We start from the raw sequence: 25844 nt of genomic DNA, 5'->3' as shown, positions 1-25844 counted from the left end.
ATTAACTTGAGCGTAACAATCCACCACCCAGCTTGATTGATGCCCCCACCCAACCCTCCTACTGTGACCCCCACGACAGCGAACCCGTGGAGTGGTCATGACAACAACAATATCCCCCGACTCGCGATGGACGCGGCGGCGCAGCGAGAAGCAGCGGCGTCTGGCGTTGGTCAAGGGCCTTGCCGATGGTGTGGTGTTGCCCACCGACAAGATCGTGGCGGCGCTGGAGGCGTTGATCCTGCCTGGCGACCGTGTGGTGCTGGAGGGCAATAACCAGAAGCAGGCGGACTTCCTGTCCCGCTCCCTGGCCAAGGCCGATCCGGCAAAGCTGCACGACCTGCACATGATCATGCCCAGCGTCGGCCGTTCCGAGCATCTCGATCTGTTCGAACGCGGCATCGCCCGCAAGCTCGACTTCTCCTTCGCCGGCACCCAAAGCCTGCGCATCAGTCAGTTGCTCGAAGACGGCCTGCTGGAAATCGGCGCGATCCACACCTACATCGAGCTCTATGCGCGGCTGGTGGTGGACCTGATTCCCAACGTCGTGCTCTCGGCCGGTTTCATGGCCGACCGTGCCGGCAACATCTACACCGGGCCCAGCACTGAAGACACTCCAGCATTGATCGAACCGGCGGCTTTCAGTGACGGCATCGTCATCGTCCAGGTCAACCAGTTGGTGGATGACGTCAGCGACCTGCCTCGCGTCGACATTCCCGCCTCCTGGGTCGATTTCGTGGTGGTGGCCGACAAGCCGTTCTACATCGAGCCGCTGTTCACCCGCGACCCCAGGCACATCAAGCCGGTGCATGTGCTGATGGCGATGATGGCGATTCGCGGGATCTACGAAAAACACAACGTGCAGTCCCTGAACCACGGTATCGGATTCAACACCGCCGCCATCGAACTGATCCTGCCCACCTACGGCGAATCCCTTGGCCTGAAGGGCAAGATCTGCCGTAACTGGACCCTCAATCCGCATCCGACGTTGATCCCGGCGATTGAAAGCGGTTGGGTCGAAAGCGTGCATTGCTTCGGCACCGAGCTGGGGATGGAAAGCTACATCGCCGCCCGTCCTGACGTGTTCTTCACCGGGCGTGATGGCTCCTTGCGCTCCAACCGGATGTTCAGTCAACTCGCCGGGCAGTACGCAGTGGACCTGTTCATCGGTGCCACCCTGCAAGTCGATGGCGATGGCCATTCCTCGACCGTGACCCGTGGGCGCCTGGCCGGTTTCGGCGGGGCGCCGAACATGGGGCATGACCCGCGCGGTCGTCGTCACGGCACGCCGGCCTGGCTCGACATGCGCCACACCGACGTGGCCGAGCCGATGCTCGAGCGCGGCAAGAAGCTTGTGGTGCAAATGGTCGAGACCTTCCAGGAGGGCGGCAAACCGACTTTCGTCGAAACCCTCGATGCTATCGAAGTGGCGAAGAAAAGCGGCATGCCGCTGGCACCGATCATGGTCTACGGCGACGACGTCACCCACCTGCTGACCGAAGAAGGCATCGCCTACCTGTACAAGGCGCGTTCGCTGGAAGAACGCCAGGCGATGATCGCCGCCGTCGCCGGGGTGACCGCGATCGGCTTGCGCCACAACCCGAAAGACACCGCGCGCATGCGCCGCGAAGGCTTGATCGCCTTGCCCGAAGACCTCGGCATCCGCCGCACCGACGCCACCCGCGAATTGCTCGCCGCCAAAAGCGTGGCCGATCTGGTGGAGTGGTCCGGTGGCCTCTACAACCCGCCCGCCAAATTCAGGAGCTGGTAATGCACGCATTCAACCTGCAACCGAAAACCCTGAGCCTGGCCGAACGCCTGGCGGACCTGGCGGTGGACGCGCTGATCGACGAAGCGGACCTGTCGCCGAAACCGGCACTGGTCGACCGTCGCGGCAATGGCGCGCACACCGATTTGCACCTTGGGCTGATGCACGCCTCGGCGCTGGCCCTGTGGCCGGCGTTCAAGGAAATGGCTGAAGCCGCTATCGATATTGGCGAGATCGGTTTGCCGCTGCGTGAAGCCATTGGCCTGATCGGTCGTGAGGGCGAACAAGCGATGCTCGCCACCACCAGCGGGGTGAACACCCACCGTGGCGCCATCTGGGCTTTGGGCCTGTTGGTCGCTGCGGTTGCCCTTGAACCTGAATCCAGCGCTGCCGGCTCCATCACGCTGCGCGCCGCACGCCTGGCCTTGCTGGATGACCGCTATATGCCACGTCCGCTCAGCCACGGTGTGCAAGTTGCCCAACGCTACGGTGCGCGCGGTGCCCGTGAAGAAGCGCAACTCGGCTTCCCGGCCGTGACCCAGCGCGCGCTGCCGCAACTCCTGCGCAGCCGTGCTGCCGGCCATGGCGAGCAGAACGCCCGGCTCGATGCACTGCTGGCGATCATGACTGACCTGTCCGATACCTGCGTGCTGTACCGCGCCGGGGAAGAGGGCCTGCACACCATGCAGCTCGGCGCGCAGGCGGTGCTCGACGCGGGCGGCAGTGCCAGCCTCGCCGGCCGTCGTCGTTTGCATGAGCTGGACCAACAATTAATCGCATTGAATGCCTCGCCCGGTGGCGCTGCCGACCTGCTCGCCGCCTGCCTGTTCATCGACCGAATCGAGTCTTTCGACGGCATTACCCAGGGAGCCTATTGATGGAAACCTTATCCTTTGAATTCCCCGCCGGGCAGCCGCCACGCGGTCGCACGCTGGTGGGCTGTGTCGGTTCGGGCGATCTGGAAGTGCTGATCCAGCCGGGTCAACCCGGCAAGCTGACCATCACCGTGCAGACCTCGGTCAACGGCAGCGAACAGCGCTGGCAGCATCTGTTTGCGCGGATGTTCGACGGCCAGACACCGTCGGCGATGGACATTGATATCCACGATTTCGGCGCCACCCCCGGCGTGGTGCGCCTGCGTCTGGAACAGGGCTTCGAGGAGATCGGCCATGACTGACAGTGCCGCACTTCTCAACAAGCACAGCTTTGTCGAACTCGGCGCCCGGCAACGGGCGAAAGCCTTGCTCGATGCTGGCACCTTTCGCGAGTTGATCGATCCGTTTCAGCGGGTCATGTCGCCTTGGCTGGTGCGACAGGGCGTGGTGCCGCAAGCCGATGACGGCGTGGTGATCGCCAAGGGCAACCTCGACGGCTTGCCGGTGGTCATCGCGGCTATCGAAGGTGCGTTCCAGGGCGGCAGTCTCGGTGAAGTCGGTGGGGCGAAAATCGCCGGCGCACTGGAACTGGCGGCCGAAGATAACCGCAAGGGCATCCCGACCCGGGCCGTGCTGCTGCTGGAGACCGGCGGAGTACGTTTGCAGGAAGCGAATCTTGGCCTGGCAGCGATTGCCGATATCCATGCGGCGATTGTCGATCTGCGTCAGTACCAGCCGGTGATCGGTGTGGTGGCCGGCAGTGTCGGTTGCTTCGGCGGCATGTCGATTGCCGCCGGGTTGTGCAGCTATTTGCTGGTGACTCAGGAAGCACGGCTGGGCCTGAACGGTCCGCAGGTGATCGAACAGGAAGCCGGGCTTGAGGAATATGACTCCCGCGACCGTCCCTTCATCTGGAGCCTGACCGGTGGCGAGCAGCGCTTTGCCACGGGATTGGTGGATCGTTACGCCGAAGATGACGTGGCGCAGATCCGTCAGCAGGTCGGTGAATTGCTCCAGCAAGGTTTGCCGGTGCAGCAGCGTAGCGGCCAGGCCGAACTGTACCTGCAACGGCTGGCGCGTCTGGATGCCGAACCGCAAATCGAGCCGGCTACGGTTCGCGACTTGTATCAAGGAGAGCGCTCATGAGTGCGTATTCCCTCAGGGGCTTGAACTGGTTCAACGCCTTGAATGCCGATGGCAAGCCGGTGGGTGGTTTGCCGGCTTCACTGAAAGTGGCCGATGGCTTTGTGGGTGAGCAACCCGTGCGGTTCATCGCCGTGGTGGCCGATCCCGACAACCGTTTCGCCCGCGCCCGCAACGGTGAGGTCGGTTTGCTCGAAGGCTGGGGTCTGGCCAAGGCTGTGGATGAAGTCATCTCGGCTGATCGGGGCACGCCGCACAAACGCGCGCTGATCGCCATCGTCGATGTGCCGAGCCAGGCATACGGTCGTCGCGAAGAAGCCCTTGGGATTCATCAAGCGTTGGCCGGCGCGGCGGACAGTTATGCCCGCGCGCGCCTGGTCGGGCATGCGGTGATCGGTTTGCTGGTGGGCAAGGCGATGTCCGGTGCGTTTCTCGCTCACGGCTATCAGGCCAACCGGCTGATCGCCCTGCGTGATCCGGGTGTGATGGTGCATGCCATGGGCAAGGCCTCGGCGGCGCGGGTGACGTTGCGCAGTGTCGAAGAACTGGAAGCTTTGGCCGCCAGTGTGCCGCCGATGGCCTATGACATCGACAGCTATGCCAGCCTTGGTTTGCTCTGGGAAACCCTGGCGGTGGAACAGATCGAACAGCCCACGAGCGCCGATGTGAGCCGGGTGACTGAGTGCCTGGTTCAGGCCATCGACGATGTTGCCGAGAAAGGTCATGACCTGAGCAGCCGTCTGGGTGCGAGCAATCGCGCGGCATCGAGCCATGTTCGTCAGCTGTTGAGAGAGCAGTGGTGAACGCGTTCATGGCCCACGACCTGCTCTGGGGCATGCCCCCGGGGCAGTTGCCAGCGGATGCGCCTGCGTGGGCGGTCGAATCGCTCGGCGCCGGGCAGCCGGTGGTGGTGCGCCGCGCGGTGTCGGAAGCGGGGCAGGTGGCGGTTGGCGTGCGTGGGCGATTGCGTGAGCAGCGTTATGCGGCGTCGATGGCGATCGCTTCGGTTTCGCGTCGGGTGCAGCCGGAGCAACTTTGTCATGTCGATATCGATCGGGACTTGCCGGTCACTCGGGCACTCAAGCAATTGCGTCCGCTGCTCGACGACTGCGGTTGGACATGGGGTATCAGCGGCAGTACCGGATTTGAGCTGGCCAGTGGATTTACGGCCTTGCACGAGGGCAGTGATCTCGACCTGATTCTGCGCACGCCACAGCCGTTGACCCGTACTGAGGCACGGGAACTGGTGACGATGCTCAAGGTGGCGGCGTGTGTGGTGGACATGCAGTTGCAGACCCCATTTGGCGCGGTGGCATTACGCGAATGGGCCGGTTCTTCTAATCGGGTACTGCTCAAAAACGCCACTCAAGCCTGTCTGGTCATGGATCCGTGGAACCCACAGGAGCAAGCGGCATGAGCAGCTTGCTGGTATTCCCCGGTCAGGGCGCGCAGCAGCCGGGCATGCTCCAGCGTGTGCCACGGGAATTTCTCGGCGAGGCGAGTGATGTGCTCGGCGAAGACGTATCGCTGCTGGATTCTGCCGAGGCGTTGCAATCGACAAGGGCGGTACAGCTTTGCCTGTTGATCGCTGGCGTGGCGGCTTCGCGGCAGTTGGCGCTGCCGGCGGATTACGTCGCCGGGTTGTCCATCGGTGCCTATCCGGCGGCGGTGGTGGCCGGCGCCTTGAGCTTCAGCGATGCGCTGCATCTGGTCAGCCTGCGCGGTGAATTGATGCAGCAGGCGTATCCACGGGGCTATGGCATGACCGCGATCATCGGTCTGGATCTGGCGACGGTGGAGGGCTTGCTGGCGCGGGTCCACAGCGATGATTCGCCGGTGTACCTGGCCAACATCAACGCCGATAACCAGGTGGTGATTGCCGGCGGCGATGGCGCGATGAAAGCGGTGGCCGGATTGGCGAAAGATCGTGGTGCCGCAATGGCCAAACGTCTGGCGGTGAGCGTGCCTTCACACTGCCCGCTGTTGGAGGCACCAGCAAAAATGCTGGCCGAGGCCTTCGCCAAGGTGCAATTGAAAACACCATCGCTGGGTTACTTGAGTGGCAGCCGTGCCCGGCCCGTCACCCACATCGAAGCCTTGCGCGACGACCTGGCTTTCAACATGTGCCGCGTGGTGGATTGGCGCGGCACCGTACAAAGCGCCTACGAGCGCGGCGTACGTCTACAGATCGAACTGCCGCCCGGTGCGGTGCTGACCGGGCTGGCGCGCCGGGTGTTCGAACAGGGCACCGTGATTGCTTTCGACGGTGCCCGGCTCGATACCCTGCAGGCGCTGTTGCGTGAGGAGGGAAACCGCCAACCCTAGATCACTCAAGCCTTCGAACAACAAAAACAACATTCGACGATGCACTTTGAGGACGACAACAATGATTATTTACGGTGTGGCGCTGCTGGCGATCTGTACGCTGGCAGGGGTGATCATGGGTGACATGCTCGGCGTGTTGCTGGGCGTGAAATCCAACGTCGGCGGGGTCGGGATCGCGATGATCCTGCTGATCTGCGCGCGGTTGTGGATGCAAAAACGCGGCGGCATGACCCGGGATTGCGAGATGGGCGTCGGCTTCTGGGGCGCCATGTACATTCCGGTGGTGGTCGCCATGGCGGCGCAACAGAACGTGGTCACAGCCCTGCACGGCGGCCCTGTTGCAGTGCTCGCGGCCATCGGTTCGGTGGTGGTCTGCGGTTGCACCATTGCCTTGATCAGCCGGACCCACAAGGGCGAACCCTTGCCCGACGAGCCGACGGAAATAACGTCGGTTGGCGCACCGGCAGGAGGTCGCTGATATGTGGGATCTCATCGAGAAAGGCCTGGAGCATAACGGCTTGATCACCGCGTTCGCTTTCGTGGGTGTGATCATGTGGGTGTCGGTGATTCTTTCGAAGCGCCTGACGTTCGGGCGGATTCACGGCTCGGCGATTGCCATTGTCATTGGCCTGGTGCTGGCCTGGGTCGGCGGCACGATGACCGGCGGACAAAAAGGCCTGGCGGACCTGACGTTGTTCTCCGGCATCGGCCTGATGGGTGGCGCCATGCTACGGGACTTCGCCATCGTCGCCACGGCGTTCGAAGTGCAGGCCACCGAAGCGAAAAAGGCCGGGTTGATCGGCGTGATCGCGCTGTTGCTGGGCACTGTCCTGCCGTTCATTGTCGGTGCGTGCATGGCCTGGGCGTTCGGCTATCGCGATGCGGTGAGCATGACCACCATTGGCGCAGGCGCAGTGACCTACATCGTCGGCCCGGTAACGGGCGCGGCGATTGGCGCGACCTCGGACGTGATGGCGTTGTCGATTGCCACGGGGTTGATCAAGGCGATTCTGGTGATGGTCGGCACGCCAATGGCAGCACGCTGGATGGGCCTGGACAATCCGCGTTCGGCGATGGTGTTTGGCGGATTGGCCGGGACGGTCAGCGGTGTGACGGCGGGGCTGGCGGCGACGGATCGGCGACTGGTGCCTTATGGCGCGTTGACCGCGACTTTCCATACCGGGCTTGGGTGCTTGTTGGGGCCATCGTTGTTGTACTTCATTGTTCGCGGGATTGTCGGTTAACTGTTGGATCATTGTTGAATGGGCTGACGCTTTCGCGAGCAGGCTCGCTCCCACAGGGGATTGCATTCCAATGTGGGAGCGAGCCTGCTCGCGAATGGGGCGACTCGGTTTCAGGCCTGGCGATTGGCATACATCCGGCACTCCGCCAGCAACGCCAGCAGGTTTGGGTCGCGTTCCTTGGCTTTGAGAAACACCACGCCAATGTGCTGCTGCAATCGATACTTTTCCTGCAACGGGATCAGTTTCACCCGGTTCTCGTACACCGCCGCAATCCGCCCCGGCAACAACGCATATCCTACCCCCGAGCTGACCATGCTCAGCAGGGTGAAGATGTCGTTGACCTGCATCGCCACCTTCGGCTCGAACCCCGCCTGGCTGAACACCCGATTGCCGTCCTGATGGGTGGCGAAGCCCTGGGTCAAGGTGATGAAGGTTTCGTCGCGGACTTCGGCCAGGTCGACTTCAGAGCGTTGAGCAAATTTGGAATCCGCCGGCGTGGCCAGGAAGATATCGTCGGAAAACAGCGGGATGTGCTCCAGGTCCGGATCGTTGATGCTGTCGTCCAGTGACACCAGAATCGCATCGACCTCCATGTTCTTGAGCTTGTACAACAGGTCGAAGTTCGAGCCGAGAATCAGATCGATGTTGAGCTCGCTGCGACGGATTTTCAGGCCCATGATCAATTGCGGTACGGTCTTCACCGTCAGCGAATACAGCGAGCCCAGCTTGAAGCGCTCGGCGGAAAAACCAGCAGCCTCGCGGGTCAGACGTACGCTTTCGAGTACATCCTGAATCAGCTTCTGCGCCCGTTCCTCCAACACATAGGCGCTTTCCAGCGGTGTCAGGTTGCGGCCTTCGTGCTTGAACAACGGACAGCGCAGGGCGCTTTCCAAGGAGTGGATCGCCCGATGCACGCTGACATTGCTGGTCTGCAACTCGGCGGCGGCCCGGGCCAGATTGCCGGTGCGCATGAAAGCCAGGAACACCTCGAGTTTTTTAAGGGTCAACTCTTCGTCGATCAGCATGGGGTGGACTCTTTTTGGAATGACCCGATTGTGCACGCATGCGGGGGTTGTTGTGTTCTGAAACATTGCGCTTTTACGCTTGAGGCCTGAGCCTTGTGCGTTGCGGTAACGATTTTCGAGGGGTAGGCAAGCGATGTATCACGGAGAACGATTGAACGCCTGGACGCATTTGGTCGGGGCGGTGGCGGCGTTTGTCGGCGGGGTGTGGCTGATTGTTGTCGCCAGCCTTGATGGCAGTCCGTGGAAGATCGTCAGCATGGCGATTTACGCCTTTACCTTGCTGGTGTTGTACAGCGCATCGACCGTTTATCACAGCGTGCGCGGGCGCAAGAAAGCGATCATGCAGAAGGTCGATCACTTTTCCATCTACCTGTTGATCGCCGGCAGCTACACGCCGTTCTGCCTGGTGACCCTGCGCGGGCCTTGGGGGTGGACGCTGTTCGGGATCGTCTGGGGGCTGGCGCTGATCGGCATCCTGCAAGAGATTAAACCGCGTTCGGAAGCGCGGATTCTGTCGATCGTGATTTATGCGGTGATGGGCTGGATCGTGCTGGTGGCGGTCAAGCCGTTGCTGGCGGCATTGGGCGGTGCCGGGTTTGCCTGGTTGGCGTTGGGTGGTGTGTTTTACACCGTGGGTATCATCTTTTTTGCTTTGGATCACCGCCTGCGGCATGCCCATGGGATCTGGCATTTGTTCGTGATTGCCGGGAGTTTGCTGCACTTTGTCGCGATTTTGTTTTATGTCCTTTGAATCGCACTGTGACTTTAACCTGTGGGAGCGAGCCTGCTCGCGAAGGCGTCAGTTCAGCCCACATCATCGTTGGCTGATCCACCGCATTCGCGAGCAGGCTCACTCCCACAAGGGGTATTTACTGGATTCAAGAGGGGGGCGGGATCAGGCGATCGAGTTGTGCCTGGGCCCGTCGGCTGAAGATTTGCAGCAGGTCGTTCAAGGTATGGGGTGGCGGTTCGGCGGCGCGGGTCACTGCGTACAGGGTGATGGGCAGCGGTGGCGCCAAGGGGCGAATTGTCGTCGCGGCAGATGACGCACCGAGTGCCGTGAACGGGTCGATCACCGCCAGCCCGGCACCGGACTCCACCATCGCCCGCGCCAAAGAATAAGTCTGCACGGCGATACGCACTCGGGGCGGCGGTTCAACCGCTTCGAGGTAGCTGTCGAGCCGGGCGGCCAACGGGTCGGCGCTGGACAGGCCAATCAAGGGCTCACCGGCCAGGGCCATCAACGGCAGCGGTTGGCCGACGTCCTCGTTCGACCAATAACCCCTCGGCGCCAACGCCACCAGCACCCCCGACGCCAGGGTCTGAGCCTTCAATCCGGGATGATCCGGCCGCTGCAAGGTCAGGGCGACATCCACTTCGCGCATCAGCAGGTTCTGCACCAGTTCGCGGCTATGGGCACTGGACAGTTCGCAGGCGATGTCCGGGTAGCGCCCGGTCCATTCGTGAATGGCCGGCGGCAGCAATGACAGGGCCAGCGCCGGGGTGGCGCCGATGCGCAGGCTGTGGCCCGGCTGGCGGCGCAGGCTCTGGGCCAGGCGTCGCACGCCTTGCAGGCTTTCGCTGACCTTGTCGACTTCGCGCTCCAGCTCCAAGGCTTCCGGCGTCGCCTGCAGCTTGCCGCGTACCCGCAAGAACAACGGGAAACCCAACTGCTGCTCGGCATGCTGCAGCACCTTGGTCACCGCCGGTTGCGAGACGTGCAGCAATTGCGCGGCCGCGCTGATCGAACCGGTTTGGCGGATAGCCTGGAAAATCTCGATGTGGCGAAGACGCATGGCAAGTCCATAACCTTTGTTTATGGGTCAGGTATCTTTATTCATTGTCCACCGCCTGTCATCCGGCTCTAACCTCGGCTTCGTCTTCACTACGGTATTAAGGACGGACATGGCTCAGCGTGTGTGCATCATCGGCGGCGGCGTGATTGGTCTGGCAACGGCCTATGCGCTGGTGCGCGACGGCTTCGAGGTGACGGTGGTCGAGGCCCGGGACTCGCTGGGCAGCGAAACCAGTTTTGCCAATGGCGGCCAGCTCTCCTACCGCTATGTTGCGCCGCTGGCTGACGCCGGTGTGCCGCTGCAAGCCATCGGCTGGATGCTGCGTGGCGATTCGCCCCTGAAGCTGCGCCCACGCCTGGACCCGGTGCAGTGGCGCTGGATGGCATCATTCCTTGCTGCCTGTCGAAGCTCGGTCAACCGAGAGAACGCCGGGCACCTGTTGCGTCTTGCGCTGTTGAGCCAGAGCACATTGAAAAGCTGGCGCGAGGACGATGGGCTGGCCGGTTTCCAATGGCGGCGCAACGGCAAACTGGTGGCCTTTCGCACCGCCGGCAGCTTCGAGCATGCGCGCAAAAAACTGGCCGATCCGCAGCAGCAAGTATTGTCGGCGATCGAGTGTGCAGCGCTTGAACCCGCGCTGGTCGATACCCCCTTTGTCGGCGCGATTTACACCCCGGACGAAGAGGTCGGCGATTGCCATGGGTTCTGTCAGCAGTTGGCCGCACGGTTGAAGGCGTCCGGTCGTTGCGAGTTTCGTCTCGGTCAGGCAGTGACCGGGATTCGCCACGCCAACGGCAGCGTCAATGCCATCGAACTGGGCGAGGAAATAATGGCCGTTGACCAACTGGTCATTGCCGCGGGCCACCGCAGTCCACTGTTGGCATTGCCCGGCCTGCACCTGCCGCTTTATCCGCTGAAGGGCTACAGCCTGACCGTGCCCATCGGCAGCGGACACCGGGCACCGGACGTGAGCATCACCGATTACGATCGCAAAATCGTTTACGCCCGCATCGGCGAACAGTTACGGGTGGCCGCGATGGTCGACATCGTCGGCTTCGACCCTGCCATCGATCCCGAGCGCCTGGCCCTGATCAAGCGCCAGGTACGCGATACCTTTCCCGATGCCGCAGACTATGAGGCCGCCGTGGCATGGGCCGGCATGCGTCCGGCGACGCCCAGTGGTGTGCCGTTGCTCGGAGCCACGGCTTATCGCAACTTGTGGCTCAATCTCGGCCATGGTGCGCTCGGCTTTACCCTGGCGTGCGGCAGCGGTCGCTTGCTCAGCGAGCTGATCGGCCAGCGCACGGCTTCCATCGATCTGAACGGTTTCAATCACCGGACCGCCTGAATCTGAAAGCACAACCCACAACGGAGAATAACAATGCAAAAAATCACGTTGCTCGGCTGCACCCTTGGTCTATTGCTTGGTGGCCAGGTCCAGGCCAATGAAACGCCCCTGACCGGCACATTAAGCAAGATCGCCAGTGCCAACAGCATCACCCTGGGCTATCGCGATGCGTCGGTGCCGTTCTCTTACGTGGGCGATCACACGGGCAAGCCGATGGGCTATTCGGTGGATCTGGCGGGCAAGATTGTCGAGCGCATCCAGCAACAACTGGCACTGCCGGATCTCAAGGTGAAGTACAACCTGGTGACCTCGCAAACCCGCATTCCCCTGGTGCAGAACGGCACCGTGGACCTGGAGTGCGGCTCCACCGGCGTGACCGCCGAGCGCCAGAAGCAAGTGGCGTTTTCCTATGGCTTCATCTACGTCAAAGGCCAGCTGCTGACGGCCAGGGACAGTGGCATCAAGCGCTTCGCCGACTTGCGCGGCAAGAACGTGGTCACCACCGCGGGCACCACCAACGAGCGGTTTCTGAAAAGCTACAACGTCGATAACAAGATCGATATGTTCGTGATCAGCGCCAAGGATCACGGCGAAGCGTTCCAGATGCTGCAATCGGGTCGCGCGGCGGCGTTCTACATGGATGATGCACTGCTCTACGGTGAGCGCGCCAAGGCCCACGATCCGCATAAGTGGGTGGTGGTCGGGGAGGAGCAGTCGCGGGAAATCTACAGTTGCATGGTGCGCAAGGACGACCCGCAATTCCTGGCGCTGGTTAACGGGGTGTTGGGTGATCTGTATAGCTCGGGCGAGATCAACGGTATCTATCAGCGCTGGTTCGAACAACCGATTCCACCGAAAGGCCTGAACCTGGAATTTCCGATGACCAGCGAGCTCAAGGCGATCATTGCCAAACCGGTGAGTGATCCGGTGCAGTAGTTTTTTAATGTCTTGAAGACCGCGTCGCGGCCATTCGCGAGCAGGCTCGCTCCCACTTTGGAATGCGTTCCACTGTGGGAGCGAGCCTGCTCACGAAAGGGCCCTAGAAATCACCCCATAACTGCTGGGCCACCGCCAATGCAACAACAGGAGCCGTCTCTGTTCGCAACACCCGCGGCCCAAGTCTGGCAGCGTGAAAACCGGCAGACCGAGCCTGATCGACCTCCGCATCAGACAACCCACCTTCGGGACCAATCAGGAACGCCAGGGTCGAAGGCCTGGCATGACTGACCAATGGCTCGGCCACCGGGTGCAGCACCAGCTTCAGCTGCGCTTCGGTCTGTTTCAACCAGTCGCCCAACAGCATCGGCGGATGAATCACCGGCACCCTGGAACGCCCGCATTGTTCACACGCGCTGATCGCCACCTGGCGCCAATGCAGCAGGCGTTTATCGGCGCGTTCGTCCTTGAGCCGGACTTCGCAGCGCTCGCTGAAAATCGGGGTGATTTCGCTGACGCCCAATTCGGTGGCTTTCTGAATCGCCCAGTCCATGCGCTCTCCGCGGGAAAGGCCTTGGCCAAGATGAATCTGCAGTGGTGATTCCACCTGGCCGGTGAACTGCTCATCGATCTGCACGACCACGCGTTTTTTGCCGACTTCCACCAGCGTGGCTCGGAACTCATGACCTGAGCCGTCGAACAGTTGCAACGCATCGCCCTCGGCCATGCGCAGTACGCGACCGATGTAATGGGCCTGGGCTTCGGGCAATTCGTGTTCGCCCGTACTCAGGGGGGCGTCGATGAAGAAGCGGGACAGTCTCATGTTGGGTCTCTGTAATTCATGTATAGGTCATGGCGACGCTTTCGCGAGCAGGCTCGCTCCCACAGTTGACCGAGTTCTCTGTGGGAGCGAGCCTGCTCGCGAAGAGGTCATTCCAGACGCTGTGAAAGCTTAGGTGAAATCAATCAGCCCGGATCACGGAAGCCGGGATGGAAGTCCTTCGGCACCGCCACGCTGATGCCGTCGCGAGTGGCGATGTCGATGCCTTCGCTGGCGACCTCGGCCAGAAAGTCGATCTGCTCCGGGGTGATTACGTACGGTGGCAGGAAATACACCACGCTGCCCAACGGTCGAAGCAAGGCGCCGCGCTCCAGGGCGTGCTGAAATACCTTCAAGCCGCGACGTTCCTGCCATGGATAAGCCTCTTTTGTGGCCTTGTCCTTGACCATCTCGATGGCCAGCACCATGCCGGTCTGGCGCACTTCGCTGACGTTCGGGTGGTCCACCAGGTGTGCGGTGGAGGAGGCCATGCGCTGCGCCAGGGCCTTGTTGCTCTCGATGACATTGTCTTCTTCGAAGATGTCCAGCGTCGCCAGTGCGGCCGCACACGCCAGCGGATTGCCGGTGTAGCTGTGGGAGTGCAGGAAGGCACGCAGGGTCGGGTAGTCGTCGTAGAAAGCGCTGTAGACCTCGTCAGTGGTCAGGCACGCGGCCAGCGGCAGATAACCGCCAGTCAGCGCCTTGGACAGGCAGAGGAAATCCGGACGGATGCCGGCCTGCTCGCAGGCGAACATCGTCCCGGTGCGGCCGAATCCCACGGCGATTTCATCGTGGATCAGGTGCACGCCATAGCGGTCGCAGGCTTCGCGCAACAGCTTGAGATACACCGGGTGGTACATGCGCATGCCGCCGGCGCCCTGGATCAACGGCTCGACGATCACCGCCGCCACGCTGTCATGGTTCTGCGCCAGGGTTTGCTCCATCGCCGCGAACATGTTGCGCGAGTGCTCTTCCCAGCTCATGCCCTCGGGACGCAGGTAGCAATCGGGGCTTGGCACCTTGATGGTGTCGAGCAGCAGGGCCTTGTAGGTTTCGGTGAACAACGGCACGTCGCCCACCGACATCGCCGCCATGGTTTCGCCGTGGTAGCTGTTGGTCAGGGTGACGAAGCGCTTCTTGTTCGGCTGGCCGCGGTTGAGCCAATAGTGAAAGCTCATTTTCAGCGCGACTTCGATGCAGGACGAGCCGTTATCGGCGTAGAAGCACCGGGTCAGGCCTTCCGGCGTCATCTTCACCAGACGCTCGGACAACTCGATCACCGGTTGATGGCTGAAACCGGCCAGGATCACATGCTCCAGCTGATCGACCTGATCCTTGATGCGCTGGTTGATCCGCGGGTTGGCGTGGCCGAACACGTTGACCCACCAGGAACTGACCGCGTCGAGGTAGCGCTTGCCTTCGAAGTCCTCCAGCCAGACGCCTTCCCCGCGCTTGATCGGGATCAGCGGCAGTTGCTCGTGGTCTTTCATCTGGGTGCAGGGATGCCACAACACCGCGAGATCGCGTTCCATCCACTGTTTATTCAGGCCCATCTTCAGTCTCCTCGAGGCTGTCCGTGACACACGCGGACATACAGTCGCGCAAGCCTATGCAATGCATCGCACGGGGACAACCCATTGTATCGAATGAGCTACTTTGTATAGGCAGGTAGACGTTGCTGGCGGGCGTCTGAAGGCTGACGTATTCTTCGCGGTTCTTGAGCCGTCTGGCTCGAAAAACCGCTATTTTTCCTGTCTTTCCGGAGTTCGCTGAATGTCTGTCGGTTGGCTGCGCGCCTGTGCGTTGGTGATGTTGGGGCTGTTCAGCGTGTCTGCGCTGGCCAAAGATAAAACCGCGATCGTGATTGGTGGCGGGGTCGCTGGCCTCACGGCCGCTTATGAGCTGCAGAACAAAGGCTGGAAGGTCACTCTGCTGGAGGCCAAGCCGAGCTTGGGCGGCCGCTCCGGCATGGCCACCAGTGAGTGGATCGGCAATGATAAAACCCAACCGGTCCTGAACAAGTACGTATCGACCTTCAAGCTGAGCACCACACCGGCCCCTGAGTTCGTACGCACGCCCGGCTATCTGATCGACGGCGTGTATTACACCGCAGCCGATCTGGCCACCAAGGAGCCGGCGACCGCCGAAGCGCTCAAGCGCTACGAAAAGACCGTGGACGACCTGGCGCGCTCGATCGAAGACCCGCAGAACCCGTCCGCCAACAGCACGCTGCATGCCCTGGACCAGATCAACGTGTCCAACTGGCTTGATCGCCTGAGCCTGCCGCCCACTGCCCGACAGCTGGTGAATCAGCAGATCCGTACCCGTTATGACGAACCGTCGCGCCTGTCGCTGCTGTATTTCGCGCAACAGAGCCGCGTTTACCGTGGTGTGGCCGACCGTGACCTGCGTGCTTCGCGTCTGGTCGGTGGCAGCCCGGTACTGGCCCAGGCTTTCGTTAAACAGCTGAAAACCATCAAGACCAGTGCCCCGGTCTCTTCCATCACTCAGGACAAGGACGGCGTCACCGTCAAGGTCGGCAGCGTCGGTTATCAGGCCGACTACGTGGTGCTGGCCGTGCCGTTGCGTGCCTTGAACAAAATTCAGATGACGCCGGCGCTCGACGCCCAGCACCTGGCCGCGATCAAGGGCACCAACTACGGCTGGCGCGACCAGATCATGCTGAAGTTCAAGACGCCGGTGTGGGAAAGCAAGGCGCGGATGTCCGGTGAGATCTACAGCAACACCGGGCTGGGCATGTTGTGGGTCGAACCGGCCCTCAAGGGCGGCGCCAACGTGGTGATCAACCTGTCCGGCGACAACGCCCGGGTCATGCAGGCCTTTGGTGACAAGCAGATTGCCGACCAGGTACTGATTCGCCTGCACGCGTTTTATCCGCAGGCGCGCGGTTCGTTCACCGGCTATGAAATCCGTCGCTACAGCAACGATCCTTCGATGGGCGGCGCCTACCTGGCCTTCGGCCCGGGCCAGATCAGCAAGTACTGGCGTCTGTGGGAACGTCCGGTTCAGCGTGTAGCCTTTGCCGGCGAGCACACCGACACCTTGTACCCGGGCACCCTGGAAGGTGCGTTGCGCACCGGTCAGCGCGCGGCCAGTCAGGTCGAAGACCTGGCAGCCGGCAAGTCGTTCGAACCGGCGAAGGCCGTTCCAGTGGCTGCCGCCGCTGCAGCCGGCGCCGTGGCGGCGAAGAAGGGCAACTTCTTCAGCAACCTGTTCGGTGGCTCGGACGACGACAAGAAGCCGGAACCGGTCAAGGCGCCTGAGCCTGTTGCTCCGCCAGCCCCGGTACCTGCTCCGGCGCCAGTCGCCGCGCCGGCACCGGTCGAAGCGCCGAAGCCAGCGGCGCCGGTGAAGGCCGAGCCGGCCAAGAAGGCGCCGGCTAAAACCCCGGTGAAGAAGCCGGCAGCCAAGACCGAGGCGAAAAAAGCCCCGGCCAAGGCCCCGGCGAAAAAGACTGAAGTGGCGAAGAAGCCAGCAGCGGCGACTGAGACCAAGGCTCAGTAGCGTTCAGGCGTAGAAAAGCGCGGCCCGAGGGTCGCGCTTTTTTTTGCTCATAGATTGCCGCCCTGCAGAATTTAGCGGTGGGTCAGATGTTTCCCACAAAATAATCAGAAGCAAATGATAGGTAGCGCCTGAGCTTAAATACTATGCTCTTTAAAAACTGGAGAGCGTATGAAAGCACTAGTGGCAGTAATGATATTGATAACGGCCTCTGGTTGTGAAAATGGCCATTTCTTTCCTAAAGGACCTGGTCATGAACTGGCCTATAAGTGCGATATTAATCCGTATGACCCTGATTGCTTAAATCCACCTCCCGTCTTCAAAAGCTCTTGAGTGCATAAGTCATTAATCATGATTAGAGAGGACCAAGTGAAAATTTCCATTCATAAATCTCTTTGCCGTCCGGTAGCACTCGGGTGAATCTTTCCTTCGCCTTTGGAATACGACCAGGGACGAATCCAGAGCGAGCCCAGCACAGATTTCCCGTGCGCTGGTCGTAAATGACCAGATTCCCGTCATCCTGTATAACCATACAAGTGTTGTACCACAGCGATTTATCAGTGCTGTGGGTGCTTTCAGCAATCCATAAACGTCTCCGAGACGGATCATAAAGAAAGCCATTGTTGCTGATCACAAACATTAGCGGCTCACGCATTTTTTTCGGGTACAAGGTTCTGCTATAAATCTGGTTGCCATCTGCAATCCATACTACAGCGCCATTATCCGTAATAACCAAGTTACCATCTGCTTGCAATAGCAATCGAAATCGACCGCTCCCTGATATTAAATACTGCCCCGGAGACATCGTTTGATTGGGAGGTAGCACTGAGGTGCCACTTGCTTGAAATGGGGTATAAGTAATAGCCATATTCTTCACCTTGATCAGTGAGAGTTATTGAGTGCTCATTCAATCAAGTTTAAAAAGGGAAGTGGCCGTACATATTTATCGCCTGTCAAAAAACATCTGCTGCTGATCTATCGCTTTCGCGAGCAGGCTCGCTCCCACAAGGGGTGGATGCGAACAGGAAAACCGAGCTCCCCATCGATCCACTGTGGGAGCGAGCCTGCTCGCGAAGGGGCCTGGACAGGCGGCAAAAATTTCCAGCCCTGCACTCACCCTCTGCCAGACTTTGGCCTTTAATCTTTCCTTAACCCACCCATTTCAGACTCTTGATCGTATTTCTCGATATTTCAAAGCAAAATTTTCCGCTTTAATTCGATAGATAACTCTTTAGTCTTGGTCGCACTTCTCACAGGATTTGGGCAATGCAGCTACGTAACTCTACTTCCCGCTATGGCTTGGTCAGCATGTTCCTGCATTGGGGCGTGGCGCTGGCAGTCTATGGTCTGTTTGCGTTGGGCTTGTGGATGGTCGGTCTCGATTACTACAGCGTCTGGCGCAAGGACGCACCGGATATCCACAAGAGCATCGGGCTGATATTGCTGGCGTTTATGTTGCTGCGTGTGCTGTGGCGTTTCATCAGTCCGCCGCCGCCCACCCTGACCAGCTACAGCCGTATGACGCGCCTCGGCGCCCATTTCGGCCATGGCTTCCTGTATCTCAGTCTGTTCGCTGTGATGATTGCCGGTTACCTGATTTCTACCGCCGAAGGTGTCGGGATACCGGTGTTTGGCCTGTTTGAAGTCCCTGCCCTGGTATCCGGACTACCGGACCAGGCAGATACCGCTGGCGTGATTCACCTCTACCTGGCGTGGGTGCTGGTCATTTTTTCCGGCCTCCATGCGTTGGCAGCATTGAAGCACCACTTTTTCGATCGCGATGTGACCCTCAAGCGAATGCTGGGTCGCAAAGCCTGAAGTTCAACCTCGACTCAAAGGAAAACAAAGTATGTTGAAAAAGACTCTGGCCGCCCTGGCAATCGGTTCCGCACTGTTGTCCGCCGGTAACGCTATGGCCGCTGACTACGTGGTCGACAAGGAAGGCCAGCACGCCTTCGTCGACTTCAAGATCAGTCACTTGGGCTACAGCTACATCACCGGTACTTTCAAGGACATCGACGGCAAGTTCAGCTTTGACGCCGCCAAGCCTGAAGCCAGCAAGATCGAGTTCAATGTGAACACTGCCAGCGTGTTCACCAACAACGCTGAGCGCGACAAACACATCGCCAGCGGCGACTTCCTGAACGCAGGCAAGTTTGGCAAAGCCACTTTCGTGTCCACCAGCGTCAAACCCACCGGTAAAAACGCCGCTGGCAAAGACACTGCCGACGTGGCCGGTGACCTGACCATCGCAGGCGTGACCAAGCCAATCGTGGTCAAGGCCACTTTCCTGGGTGAAGGCAAGGATCCATGGGGCGGCTACCGTGCAGGTTTTGAAGGCACGTTCAGCCTCAAGCGTTCCGATTTCGGCAAGCAGAAAGACCTCGGTCCATCGTCCGATGCAGTTGATATGTACGTAACCTTTGAAGGTGTCAAAGCGAAGTAATTTTCGCGCCTGACACAAAAACGCCCGCTGCTCTCACGAGCGCGGGCGTTTTTTATTGCCGTACAACATCTCTGCCGGTACCAACAATCCCTGTGGGAGCGAGCCTGCTCGCGAAGACGGCGGTATGAGTCAACTTGGAAATGACGGATAGACCGCTTTCGCGAGCAGGCTCGCTCCCACAGGGTTTCTCATTTGCCATAATGCCCCGGGTCTTTCGAGCCCAGGGCATTTTTCATTTCGGCGATAACTCAACGATTGCGGGTCAGCAACGCCGGTTTTTCGCCGCGAGGGCGGCTTGGCAGTTGATCCAGCTGCTCAGGTGTCGGGAAGCGGTCGGCCTTGGACTCCTTGTGCATGATCTTCGGCGCCGGGCCGCGCGGGTTCTGCACGGCCGGTTCCGAACGGGACTGATCGTCACGGGCCGGACGGCGATTGCGCGTGTCTTCGCGACGGGCCTGGCCGTCACGTGGCGCACCGTTGCGTGGGCCGCTGCGTTTGGCTGGCGGCGTACCGGTGCTGGCGCCATCGCTGTTGCGCGGACCGTTCTGACGACCCTGTGGCTTGCCGCCACGTGGAGCGCCCGAACCGGCAGCTGTACCTTGTGCCGCAGCTCCCGGACGGCGGCCACGGCCATGGGCCGGCTTCTGTTGTGGCACGTAGTCGACGCGGTTACCGAAGTTATCGATATCGTCGTCCAGGAACTCGTCCGGTGCACGGTCGGCAGCGGCGCGAGGCGGCTGGCTCGGTTGACGCTGTTCACGGGCCGGAGTGCCTTCGCGCGGCTTCTGTTCACGTGCCGGGCGTTCGCCGCGACCGGAGGCGGCAGGTTTTTCCTTGCCCTTGTCCTTGCCCTTGTCTTTACGACCGCCACCGCTGCCGTTCGGACCATCGCCGCGCGGGCCACGTGGGTTGCGCGGGTTGCGCATATCCGGACGTTCGCGGGCTTCCGGTTTTTCAGCTTCCACGGCGCTGGCATCGAAGCCCATCAGGTCGCCATCGGCGATTTTCTGCTTGGTCATGCGCTCGATGCTTTTCAGCAGTTTTTCTTCGTCCGGGGCCACCAGCGAGATCGCCTCGCCCGAACGACCGGCACGGCCGGTACGGCCGATGCGGTGCACATAGTCCTCATCAACGTTCGGCAGTTCGAAGTTGACCACGTGTGGCAACTGGTCGATGTCCAGGCCGCGGGCGGCGATGTCGGTGGCGACCAGGATGCGCACACTGCCTGCCTTGAAGTCGGCCAGGGCTTTGGTACGGGCGTTCTGGCTCTTGTTGCCGTGGATCGCGACAGCGCTCAGGCCGTGCTTGTCCAGGTACTCGGCCAGGCGGTTGGCGCCGTGCTTGGTGCGGGTGAACACCAGCACCTGTTCCCAGGCGCCAGCGGTGATCAGATGCGCCAGCAGCGCACGCTTGTGGCTGGCGGGCAGGCGGAACACGCGCTGTTCGATACGCTCGACCGTGGTGTTCGGCGGCGTGACTTCGATGCGTTCCGGGTTGTGCAGCAGTTTGCCGGCGAGGTCGGTGATGTCTTTGGAGAACGTCGCCGAGAACAGCAGGTTCTGCCGTTTGGCCGGCAGGCGTGCCAGGACTTTCTTCACGTCATGGACAAAGCCCATGTCGAGCATGCGGTCGGCTTCGTCCAGTACGAGGATTTCCACGTGGGACAGGTCGACGCTGCCTTGGCCGGCGAGATCGAGCAGACGGCCAGGGCAGGCCACCAGCACGTCAACGCCGCGGGACATGGCCTGAACCTGCGGGTTCATGCCGACGCCGCCGAAGATGCAGGCGCTGACGAATTTCAGGTCACGGGCATAGACCTTGAAGCTTTCGTGCACTTGTGCGGCGAGTTCGCGAGTGGGAGTCAGGACCAATACACGCGGTTGGCGCGGGCCGTGACGCTGGGATTTGTCCGGGTGACCGTTGGGGAACAACCGCTCCAGGATCGGAAGGGCGAAACCGCCGGTTTTACCAGTACCTGTCTGCGCCGCGACCATCAGGTCGCGACCTTGCAACACGGCGGGAATGGCCCGCTGTTGCACCGGAGTAGGCTCGGTATAGCCCGCATCTTCGATAGCGCGGACTAAAGCCTCGGAGAGACCGAGGGAAGCAAAGGACATGAGTAATCCTGTTTTAGTTAGGGCTTGGCCCAATGGGAGTCTTGCCTGGCGCGAATGGCGTTTAAGAGGACGCTATCCCGTCCGGTCCTGCCGGGTCTCGAAGGCTCGTCTGGAGCGCTCGCGCGGGCTGAAAAGCTGCGCTGTAGCGGGGTCGAGATGCCTTGAACGATTCCGGGCGTCCGGGCGTGAGCCTGGCGGGAAGGCCGGAGTATAACAGAGCAATCACTGCGCGCCGCTTTCCTGCTGCTCAACGGTTTTTGTACGGGTGGCGCTGACACTTGCGGCACCCGCTGCATTTGTCGGTGCAGCACCGTAGCGGGCGCTCAGCTCGGCATAGGCCGGTTCGCGCTTGAAGCGCTTGAGCTCGGCACCGAAGCGCTGCACCAGCAAATCCATACCGGCATTGCGCCGCACCGCCAGAAATTGACTCTGCTGGCTGATGATCGTGGGGTTTTCGGTAATCCTGTCGCGGATGTTCAGCTCGTCGAGCAGATGCTGGCCGACACGGCGGTCGGTGATCAGCAGGTCGATCCGTCCGCGCACCAGCTTTCCGAAGTTGGCTTCATGGCTGGGCGCCGGCTCGCGGGTGAACAGCGTCGACTCGCTGAAATCCTTGCTGTAGAGGTAACCCGGCGAGGTGCCGATAGTCAGGCCGCGAAGTTCGTCGAGGGTGCGGAACGGGTGTGGTCGTTCATTGGCATAGAACATCACGAACTGGACTTCCGAGAGCGGTTCGCTGGGGTAGAGCAGGGTCGCGTCGCGCTCATCGCTGTGAAAAATGTCCAGCGCCCCATCAGCCTGACCCGTTTCGAGCATCGACAGACAACGTTTCCATGGCAGGAACTGCCACTCCACTTCGATGCCCAGGCGCTTGAAGACAATCGCCGTGGTTTCGTAGTCCAGGCCCAGGGATTTGCCGTTTTCCTCATACACGTAAGGAGCCCACGGTTCTGTGACAATGCGCAATTTCTCGCCCCGAGCGGCAAAGCTCAGGCAAGTGAAGACAAACACGGCGATTAACTGCGTGATCAAAGGCATGGGCTGAGATTACGACGAGAAATGGGAAAGAGCCAGAAACTGGCTGCAGATGCTCTATCTCCGTGTCTTTGCGCACAATAAAAGTGCATGTGAGAACAAAAAATCGCAACCTGCGACAGCTCCTACAGAAACTTCACATTCCAATGTAGGAGCTGTCGCAGGCTGCGATCTTTTGATCTTTCTTTGACGATTTTTAACGCGGCAACTTCAGGTTGTTCCACACCGCCAGGCTCGCTTCGGCCTGATTCAGTGTGTAGAAGTGCAATCCTGGCGCGCCACCTTGCAGCAATCGATCACACATCTCGGTGATGACTTGCTCGCCGAAACGCTGAATGCTTTGGGTGTCGTCGCCGTACGCTTCCAGTTGCTTGCGGATCCAGCGCGGGATTTCCGCACCGCAGGCGTCGGAGAAGCGTGCCAGTTTGCTGTAGTTGGTGATCGGCATGATGCCCGGCACGATCGGGAGGTTCACGCCCAGCGCCCGCACGCGGTCGACAAAGTAGAAGTAGCTGTCGGCATTGAAGAAGTACTGGGTGATCGCGCTGTCGGCGCCGGCGTTGGCCTTGCGCACGAAGTTGGCGATATCGTCTTCGAAGTTACGCGCTTGCGGATGCATTTCCGGGTAGGCGGCGACTTCGATGTGGAAATGATTGCCAGTCTCTTCACGAATGAATTCGACCAGGTCATTGGCGTGGCGCAACTCACCACTGGCCATGCCCATGCCCGACGGCAAGTCGCCGCGCAGGGCAACGATGCGCTTGATGCCGGCCGCTTTGTACTCGGCCAGCAGGCCGCGCAAGTCGTCCTTGCTATCGCCCACGCAAGACAAGTGCGGTGCGGCAGGGATTTTCACTTCGCTTTCGAGCTGCAGCACGGTGTTGAGGGTGCGATCACGGGTCGAACCGCCAGCACCATAGGTGCAGGAGAAGAAGTCGGGGTTGTAGGTGGCCAGCTGACGAGCAGTGGCGAGCAGCTTTTCATGCCCAGCATCGGTCTTCGTAGGGAAGAACTCGAAGCTGTAGCGACGATCTTGGGACATGGTTATACCCTTGAAAACGCGTGAGCCTGTGAGGCTTGCACTTCCCGATGTGGGAGCAGGCTTGCTCGCGAAAGCGGTGGGTCAGGCAACATTAATGTTGAATGATAAGTCGCCTTCGCGAGCAAGCCCGCTCCCACAAGGGGGAGCAGGCTGCAGGTCTGATCAGTAGCGGTAAGCGTGCGGCTTGAACGGGCCTTCGACGGTCACGCCGATGTAGTCGGCCTGGGTCTTGGTCAGTTGAGTCACAACGCCGCCGAAACCGCGGACCATTTCCAGGGCCACTTCTTCGTCGAGTTTCTTCGGCAGTACTTCAACGGTCAGGCGCTCGGCTTTCTGGGCTGGCGACAGGTCGGCGTACTTCTGGCCGAACAGGAAGATCTGCGCCAGAACCTGGTTGGCGAACGAACCGTCCATGATGCGGCTTGGGTGGCCAGTGGCGTTGCCCAGGTTAACCAGACGGCCTTCGGCCAGCAGGATCAGGTAGTCGTCGTTCTGGGCATCGAATGCGCCAGGACCGGTACGATGGATCTTGTGAACCTGTGGCTTGACTTCTTCCCATGCCCAGTTCTTGCGCATGAAAGCGGTGTCGATTTCGTTGTCGAAGTGACCGATGTTGCAGACAACAGCGCGCTTCTTCAGGGCCTTGAGCATGTTTGCGTCGCAAACATTGACGTTACCGGTGGTGGTCACGATCAGGTCGATCTTGCCCAGCAGCGCTTTGTCGATGCTTTCTTCGGTACCGGTGTTGATACCGTCGATGAACGGCGAAACCAGTTCGAAGCCGTCCATGCAGGCTTGCATGGCGCAGATCGGGTCGACTTCGGAGACTTTAACGATCATGCCTTCCTGACGCAGGGACTGAGCAGAGCCCTTGCCCACGTCACCGTAACCGATGACCAGCGCTTGCTTGCCGGACAGCAGGTGGTCGGTACCGCGCTTGATCGCATCGTTCAGGCTATGACGGCAGCCGTACTTGTTGTCGTTCTTGCTCTTGGTTACCGAGTCGTTGACGTTGATGGCCGGGATTTTCAGCTCGCCCTTGGCCAGCATGTCCAGCAGGCGGTGCACGCCAGTGGTGGTTTCTTCGGTCACGCCGTGAACGCGGTCCAGTACCTGCGGGTACTTCTTGTGCAGCAATTCGGTCAGGTCGCCGCCGTCGTCGAGGATCATGTTGGCATCCCAAGGCGCGCCATCCTTGAGGATGGTTTGCTCCAGGCACCACTCGTACTCTTCTTCGGTTTCACCTTTCCAGGCGAAAACCGGAATGCCGGCAGCGGCGATGGATGCGGCGGCCTGGTCTTGAGTCGAGAAAATGTTGCAGGACGACCAGCGTACTTCGGCACCCAGGGCAACCAGGGTTTCGATCAGCACGGCAGTCTGGATGGTCATGTGGATGCAGCCGAGGATCTTCGCGCCCTTGAGCGGTTGCTCTTCGGAGTACTTGCGGCGCAGACCCATCAGGGCCGGCATTTCGGATTCGGCGATGATGGTTTCGCGACGACCCCAGGCAGCCAGGGACATGTCGGCGACTTTGTAATCGGTGAAATCTGCAGGCGTGATAACAGCGCTCATGAAGAGCCTCCATTCGTAATGTATGCGAATGGGCGCCGTTGTGCGTTTAGTGTCGGACCGATCAAGGCCCGGCAACGCCCCATCCGAGCCTGACAGGTCTAGCCTGCTGCAGCGCCCCTCGGACAGGTGGCGGGAAAACGGTATCAAGTTGAAGTTACCGTTTTGAAACGGGGGCGATTATAGCGGGCTATGCTGATCTTCCAAAGGGTTTCTGTCGGTCAATGTGCGAACGGTAATAGTGGCTATAGAAGATGCCGAATAGAGCTCTGGCCCGGGGTCTGCCAAGATACCGTCCATCATTGGGCAAGACGCAAAGGAGTGAACATGAATTTCCACACCCGCAAATGGGTCAAACCCGAAGACCTCAACCCCAACGGCACGCTGTTTGGCGGCAGTCTTCTTCGCTGGATCGACGAAGAAGCGGCGATCTACGCCATCGTTCAGTTGGGTAACCAGCGCGTCGTCACCAAGTACATTTCCGAAATCAACTTCGTCAGCGCTTCCCGTCAGGGCGACATTATCGAACTGGGCATCACCGCCACCGAGTTCGGCCGCACCTCGATCACCCTGACTTGCGAAGTGCGCAACAAAATCACCCGCAAAAGCATCCTGACGGTGGAGAAGATGGTCTTCGTCAACCTGGGCGAAGACGGTTTGCCTGCACCGCACGGCCGGACCGAGATCAAGTACGTCAAAGATCAGTTCAAGGATGATGACGCCGTTCAATGAATACGGTGGCGGCCCCTTCGCGAGCGGGGAAACGGAGATTGATCGGGCTACTGAACAGGTGTGATCCGCGCGGGTCGTAACTACATCGCACGCCAGCGGTTCAG

At 60.5% G+C, this 25844-nt stretch carries 25 protein-coding genes and 1 riboswitch; of the genes, 16 read left to right on the top strand and 9 right to left on the bottom strand.

All coding sequences use genetic code 11. From position 1 onward, the window contains the following. Positions 1 to 97 precede the first annotated feature (97 nt). The 9 genes from mdcA to madM all read left to right on the top strand — a co-directional run bounded on the left by mdcA (position 98) and on the right by madM (position 7352). A complete protein-coding gene (mdcA, locus tag AC07ZE_RS27965; RefSeq protein ID WP_207267590.1) occupies positions 98 to 1768 on the top strand; it encodes a malonate decarboxylase subunit alpha in 1671 nt (556 codons plus the stop codon). Further along, entirely contained in the window at positions 1768 to 2643 is an 876-nt protein-coding gene (locus AC07ZE_RS27960) for a triphosphoribosyl-dephospho-CoA synthase (RefSeq protein ID WP_207267589.1), read from the top strand. The genes mdcA and AC07ZE_RS27960 overlap by 1 nt, the downstream gene beginning before the upstream one ends. Beyond that, positions 2643 to 2942: a malonate decarboxylase subunit delta gene (locus tag AC07ZE_RS27955; RefSeq protein ID WP_077048439.1), complete on the top strand. Its 300-nt coding sequence runs from the start codon at positions 2643 to 2645 to the stop codon at positions 2940 to 2942. The genes AC07ZE_RS27960 and AC07ZE_RS27955 overlap by 1 nt, the downstream gene beginning before the upstream one ends. Further along, positions 2935 to 3786: a biotin-independent malonate decarboxylase subunit beta gene (locus AC07ZE_RS27950; RefSeq protein WP_207267588.1), complete on the top strand. Its 852-nt coding sequence runs from the start codon at positions 2935 to 2937 to the stop codon at positions 3784 to 3786. Before AC07ZE_RS27955 ends, AC07ZE_RS27950 begins: the two co-directional genes overlap by 8 nt. Beyond that, positions 3783 to 4586: a biotin-independent malonate decarboxylase subunit gamma gene (mdcE, locus tag AC07ZE_RS27945; protein ID WP_207267587.1), complete on the top strand. Its 804-nt coding sequence runs from the start codon at positions 3783 to 3785 to the stop codon at positions 4584 to 4586. Before AC07ZE_RS27950 ends, mdcE begins: the two co-directional genes overlap by 4 nt. Further along, positions 4580 to 5200, top strand: a complete 621-nt coding sequence (locus tag AC07ZE_RS27940; RefSeq protein WP_207267586.1) for a malonate decarboxylase holo-ACP synthase — start codon at positions 4580 to 4582, stop codon at positions 5198 to 5200. The genes mdcE and AC07ZE_RS27940 overlap by 7 nt, the downstream gene beginning before the upstream one ends. Beyond that, a complete protein-coding gene (mdcH, locus tag AC07ZE_RS27935; RefSeq protein WP_207267585.1) occupies positions 5197 to 6108 on the top strand; it encodes a malonate decarboxylase subunit epsilon in 912 nt (303 codons plus the stop codon). The genes AC07ZE_RS27940 and mdcH overlap by 4 nt, the downstream gene beginning before the upstream one ends. A 61-nt stretch (positions 6109 to 6169) precedes the next feature. After that, positions 6170 to 6586 (top strand): malonate transporter subunit MadL, encoded by a 417-nt coding sequence (gene madL, locus AC07ZE_RS27930; RefSeq protein ID WP_095196391.1) that lies wholly within the window; start codon positions 6170 to 6172, stop codon positions 6584 to 6586. 1 nt (position 6587) lies between these two features. After that, a complete protein-coding gene (gene madM, locus AC07ZE_RS27925; RefSeq protein ID WP_095196392.1) occupies positions 6588 to 7352 on the top strand; it encodes a malonate transporter subunit MadM in 765 nt (254 codons plus the stop codon). 110 nt (positions 7353 to 7462) lie between these two features. Here madM and AC07ZE_RS27920 read toward each other — a convergent pair whose 3' ends face one another. Then, complete coding sequence (locus AC07ZE_RS27920; protein ID WP_095196393.1) at positions 7463 to 8377, bottom strand: LysR family transcriptional regulator; 915 nt, start codon at positions 8375 to 8377, stop codon at positions 7463 to 7465. A gap of 133 nt (positions 8378 to 8510) precedes the next feature. Here AC07ZE_RS27920 and trhA point away from each other — a divergent pair, with 133 nt between their 5' ends. Then, entirely contained in the window at positions 8511 to 9128 is a 618-nt protein-coding gene (gene trhA / locus AC07ZE_RS27915) for a PAQR family membrane homeostasis protein TrhA (protein ID WP_095196004.1), read from the top strand. Between the two features lie 127 nt (positions 9129 to 9255). Here trhA and AC07ZE_RS27910 read toward each other — a convergent pair whose 3' ends face one another. Beyond that, positions 9256 to 10173 (bottom strand): LysR family transcriptional regulator, encoded by a 918-nt coding sequence (locus AC07ZE_RS27910; protein ID WP_207267584.1) that lies wholly within the window; start codon positions 10171 to 10173, stop codon positions 9256 to 9258. A gap of 109 nt (positions 10174 to 10282) precedes the next feature. Between AC07ZE_RS27910 and AC07ZE_RS27905 the strand changes: the two genes are divergently transcribed. Then, a complete protein-coding gene (locus tag AC07ZE_RS27905) occupies positions 10283 to 11521 on the top strand; it encodes a D-amino acid dehydrogenase (protein ID WP_207267583.1) in 1239 nt (412 codons plus the stop codon). A 33-nt stretch (positions 11522 to 11554) separates the two neighbouring features. Next, positions 11555 to 12457, top strand: a complete 903-nt coding sequence (locus AC07ZE_RS27900) for a transporter substrate-binding domain-containing protein (protein ID WP_207267582.1) — start codon at positions 11555 to 11557, stop codon at positions 12455 to 12457. Positions 12458 to 12560: 103 nt separating this feature from the next. On the opposite strand, the gene AC07ZE_RS27895 is transcribed toward AC07ZE_RS27900, so the two are convergent. Beyond that, positions 12561 to 13280: a 16S rRNA (uracil(1498)-N(3))-methyltransferase gene (locus AC07ZE_RS27895; RefSeq protein ID WP_207267581.1), complete on the bottom strand. Its 720-nt coding sequence runs from the start codon at positions 13278 to 13280 to the stop codon at positions 12561 to 12563. Between the two features lie 143 nt (positions 13281 to 13423). Then, on the bottom strand, positions 13424 to 14830 hold the full coding sequence (locus AC07ZE_RS27890; protein WP_207267580.1) for an adenosylmethionine--8-amino-7-oxononanoate transaminase: 1407 nt from the start codon (positions 14828 to 14830) through the stop codon (positions 13424 to 13426). Between the two features lie 220 nt (positions 14831 to 15050). Between AC07ZE_RS27890 and AC07ZE_RS27885 the strand changes: the two genes are divergently transcribed. Next, complete coding sequence (locus AC07ZE_RS27885) at positions 15051 to 16802, top strand: flavin monoamine oxidase family protein (RefSeq protein ID WP_207267579.1); 1752 nt, start codon at positions 15051 to 15053, stop codon at positions 16800 to 16802. A gap of 352 nt (positions 16803 to 17154) precedes the next feature. On the opposite strand, the gene llpB is transcribed toward AC07ZE_RS27885, so the two are convergent. After that, positions 17155 to 17667, bottom strand: a complete 513-nt coding sequence (gene llpB / locus AC07ZE_RS27880) for a lectin-like bacteriocin LlpB (RefSeq protein ID WP_207267578.1) — start codon at positions 17665 to 17667, stop codon at positions 17155 to 17157. Positions 17668 to 18065: 398 nt separating this feature from the next. Here llpB and AC07ZE_RS27875 point away from each other — a divergent pair, with 398 nt between their 5' ends. Both AC07ZE_RS27875 and AC07ZE_RS27870 read left to right on the top strand, forming a co-directional pair. Next, positions 18066 to 18617 (top strand): cytochrome b, encoded by a 552-nt coding sequence (locus tag AC07ZE_RS27875; RefSeq protein ID WP_207267577.1) that lies wholly within the window; start codon positions 18066 to 18068, stop codon positions 18615 to 18617. Positions 18618 to 18648: 31 nt separating this feature from the next. Continuing rightward, on the top strand, positions 18649 to 19245 hold the full coding sequence (locus tag AC07ZE_RS27870; RefSeq protein ID WP_207267576.1) for a YceI family protein: 597 nt from the start codon (positions 18649 to 18651) through the stop codon (positions 19243 to 19245). Positions 19246 to 19493: 248 nt separating this feature from the next. On the opposite strand, the gene rhlE2 is transcribed toward AC07ZE_RS27870, so the two are convergent. The 4 genes from rhlE2 to ahcY form a co-directional block, all read right to left on the bottom strand. Further along, positions 19494 to 21362 (bottom strand): RNA helicase RhlE2, encoded by a 1869-nt coding sequence (gene rhlE2 / locus AC07ZE_RS27865; RefSeq protein ID WP_207267575.1) that lies wholly within the window; start codon positions 21360 to 21362, stop codon positions 19494 to 19496. A 222-nt stretch (positions 21363 to 21584) separates the two neighbouring features. Continuing rightward, positions 21585 to 22400, bottom strand: a complete 816-nt coding sequence (locus tag AC07ZE_RS27860; RefSeq protein ID WP_207267574.1) for a substrate-binding periplasmic protein — start codon at positions 22398 to 22400, stop codon at positions 21585 to 21587. A 193-nt stretch (positions 22401 to 22593) separates the two neighbouring features. Continuing rightward, complete coding sequence (gene metF / locus AC07ZE_RS27855; protein ID WP_095195991.1) at positions 22594 to 23439, bottom strand: methylenetetrahydrofolate reductase [NAD(P)H]; 846 nt, start codon at positions 23437 to 23439, stop codon at positions 22594 to 22596. A gap of 162 nt (positions 23440 to 23601) precedes the next feature. Further along, positions 23602 to 25011 carry an adenosylhomocysteinase gene (ahcY, locus tag AC07ZE_RS27850; RefSeq protein ID WP_207267573.1) on the bottom strand — a complete coding sequence of 470 codons (1410 nt, stop codon included), beginning with the start codon at positions 25009 to 25011 and terminating at the stop codon, positions 23602 to 23604. Between the two features lie 23 nt (positions 25012 to 25034). Beyond that, positions 25035 to 25137, bottom strand: a riboswitch (S-adenosyl-L-homocysteine riboswitch). A gap of 198 nt (positions 25138 to 25335) precedes the next feature. Here ahcY and AC07ZE_RS27845 point away from each other — a divergent pair. Then, on the top strand, positions 25336 to 25740 hold the full coding sequence (locus AC07ZE_RS27845) for an acyl-CoA thioesterase (RefSeq protein ID WP_007981658.1): 405 nt from the start codon (positions 25336 to 25338) through the stop codon (positions 25738 to 25740). The last annotated feature ends 104 nt before the right edge of the window (positions 25741 to 25844 follow it).

The organism is Pseudomonas sp. GW101-3H06 (assembly GCF_059424605.1).
The sequence above is the reverse complement of the archived record's forward strand: the minus strand, read 5'-3'. Positions and strand labels throughout refer to the sequence as shown.

Excerpts from the sequence above, each read along its gene's own strand:
- AC07ZE_RS27890 (WP_207267580.1), bottom strand. The coding sequence starts at position 14,830 with ATGGGCCTGAATAAACAGTGGATGGAACGCGATCTCGCGGTGTTGTGG.
- AC07ZE_RS27950 (WP_207267588.1), top strand. The coding sequence starts at position 2,935 with ATGACTGACAGTGCCGCACTTCTCAACAAGCACAGCTTTGTCGAACTC.
- mdcE (WP_207267587.1), top strand. The coding sequence starts at position 3,783 with ATGAGTGCGTATTCCCTCAGGGGCTTGAACTGGTTCAACGCCTTGAAT.
- trhA (WP_095196004.1), top strand. The coding sequence starts at position 8,511 with ATGTATCACGGAGAACGATTGAACGCCTGGACGCATTTGGTCGGGGCG.
- AC07ZE_RS27875 (WP_207267577.1), top strand. The coding sequence starts at position 18,066 with ATGCAGCTACGTAACTCTACTTCCCGCTATGGCTTGGTCAGCATGTTC.
- ahcY (WP_207267573.1), bottom strand. The coding sequence starts at position 25,011 with ATGAGCGCTGTTATCACGCCTGCAGATTTCACCGATTACAAAGTCGCC.
- AC07ZE_RS27960 (WP_207267589.1), top strand. The coding sequence starts at position 1,768 with ATGCACGCATTCAACCTGCAACCGAAAACCCTGAGCCTGGCCGAACGC.
- AC07ZE_RS27910 (WP_207267584.1), bottom strand. The coding sequence starts at position 10,173 with ATGCGTCTTCGCCACATCGAGATTTTCCAGGCTATCCGCCAAACCGGT.
- AC07ZE_RS27885 (WP_207267579.1), top strand. The coding sequence starts at position 15,051 with ATGTCTGTCGGTTGGCTGCGCGCCTGTGCGTTGGTGATGTTGGGGCTG.
- AC07ZE_RS27860 (WP_207267574.1), bottom strand. The coding sequence starts at position 22,400 with ATGCCTTTGATCACGCAGTTAATCGCCGTGTTTGTCTTCACTTGCCTG.
- AC07ZE_RS27895 (WP_207267581.1), bottom strand. The coding sequence starts at position 13,280 with ATGAGACTGTCCCGCTTCTTCATCGACGCCCCCCTGAGTACGGGCGAA.
- AC07ZE_RS27955 (WP_077048439.1), top strand. The coding sequence starts at position 2,643 with ATGGAAACCTTATCCTTTGAATTCCCCGCCGGGCAGCCGCCACGCGGT.
- AC07ZE_RS27845 (WP_007981658.1), top strand. The coding sequence starts at position 25,336 with ATGAATTTCCACACCCGCAAATGGGTCAAACCCGAAGACCTCAACCCC.
- AC07ZE_RS27870 (WP_207267576.1), top strand. The coding sequence starts at position 18,649 with ATGTTGAAAAAGACTCTGGCCGCCCTGGCAATCGGTTCCGCACTGTTG.
- mdcH (WP_207267585.1), top strand. The coding sequence starts at position 5,197 with ATGAGCAGCTTGCTGGTATTCCCCGGTCAGGGCGCGCAGCAGCCGGGC.
- AC07ZE_RS27920 (WP_095196393.1), bottom strand. The coding sequence starts at position 8,377 with ATGCTGATCGACGAAGAGTTGACCCTTAAAAAACTCGAGGTGTTCCTG.
- metF (WP_095195991.1), bottom strand. The coding sequence starts at position 23,439 with ATGTCCCAAGATCGTCGCTACAGCTTCGAGTTCTTCCCTACGAAGACC.
- rhlE2 (WP_207267575.1), bottom strand. The coding sequence starts at position 21,362 with ATGTCCTTTGCTTCCCTCGGTCTCTCCGAGGCTTTAGTCCGCGCTATC.
- AC07ZE_RS27900 (WP_207267582.1), top strand. The coding sequence starts at position 11,555 with ATGCAAAAAATCACGTTGCTCGGCTGCACCCTTGGTCTATTGCTTGGT.
- madL (WP_095196391.1), top strand. The coding sequence starts at position 6,170 with ATGATTATTTACGGTGTGGCGCTGCTGGCGATCTGTACGCTGGCAGGG.
- AC07ZE_RS27905 (WP_207267583.1), top strand. The coding sequence starts at position 10,283 with ATGGCTCAGCGTGTGTGCATCATCGGCGGCGGCGTGATTGGTCTGGCA.
- mdcA (WP_207267590.1), top strand. The coding sequence starts at position 98 with ATGACAACAACAATATCCCCCGACTCGCGATGGACGCGGCGGCGCAGC.
- llpB (WP_207267578.1), bottom strand. The coding sequence starts at position 17,667 with ATGGCTATTACTTATACCCCATTTCAAGCAAGTGGCACCTCAGTGCTA.
- madM (WP_095196392.1), top strand. The coding sequence starts at position 6,588 with ATGTGGGATCTCATCGAGAAAGGCCTGGAGCATAACGGCTTGATCACC.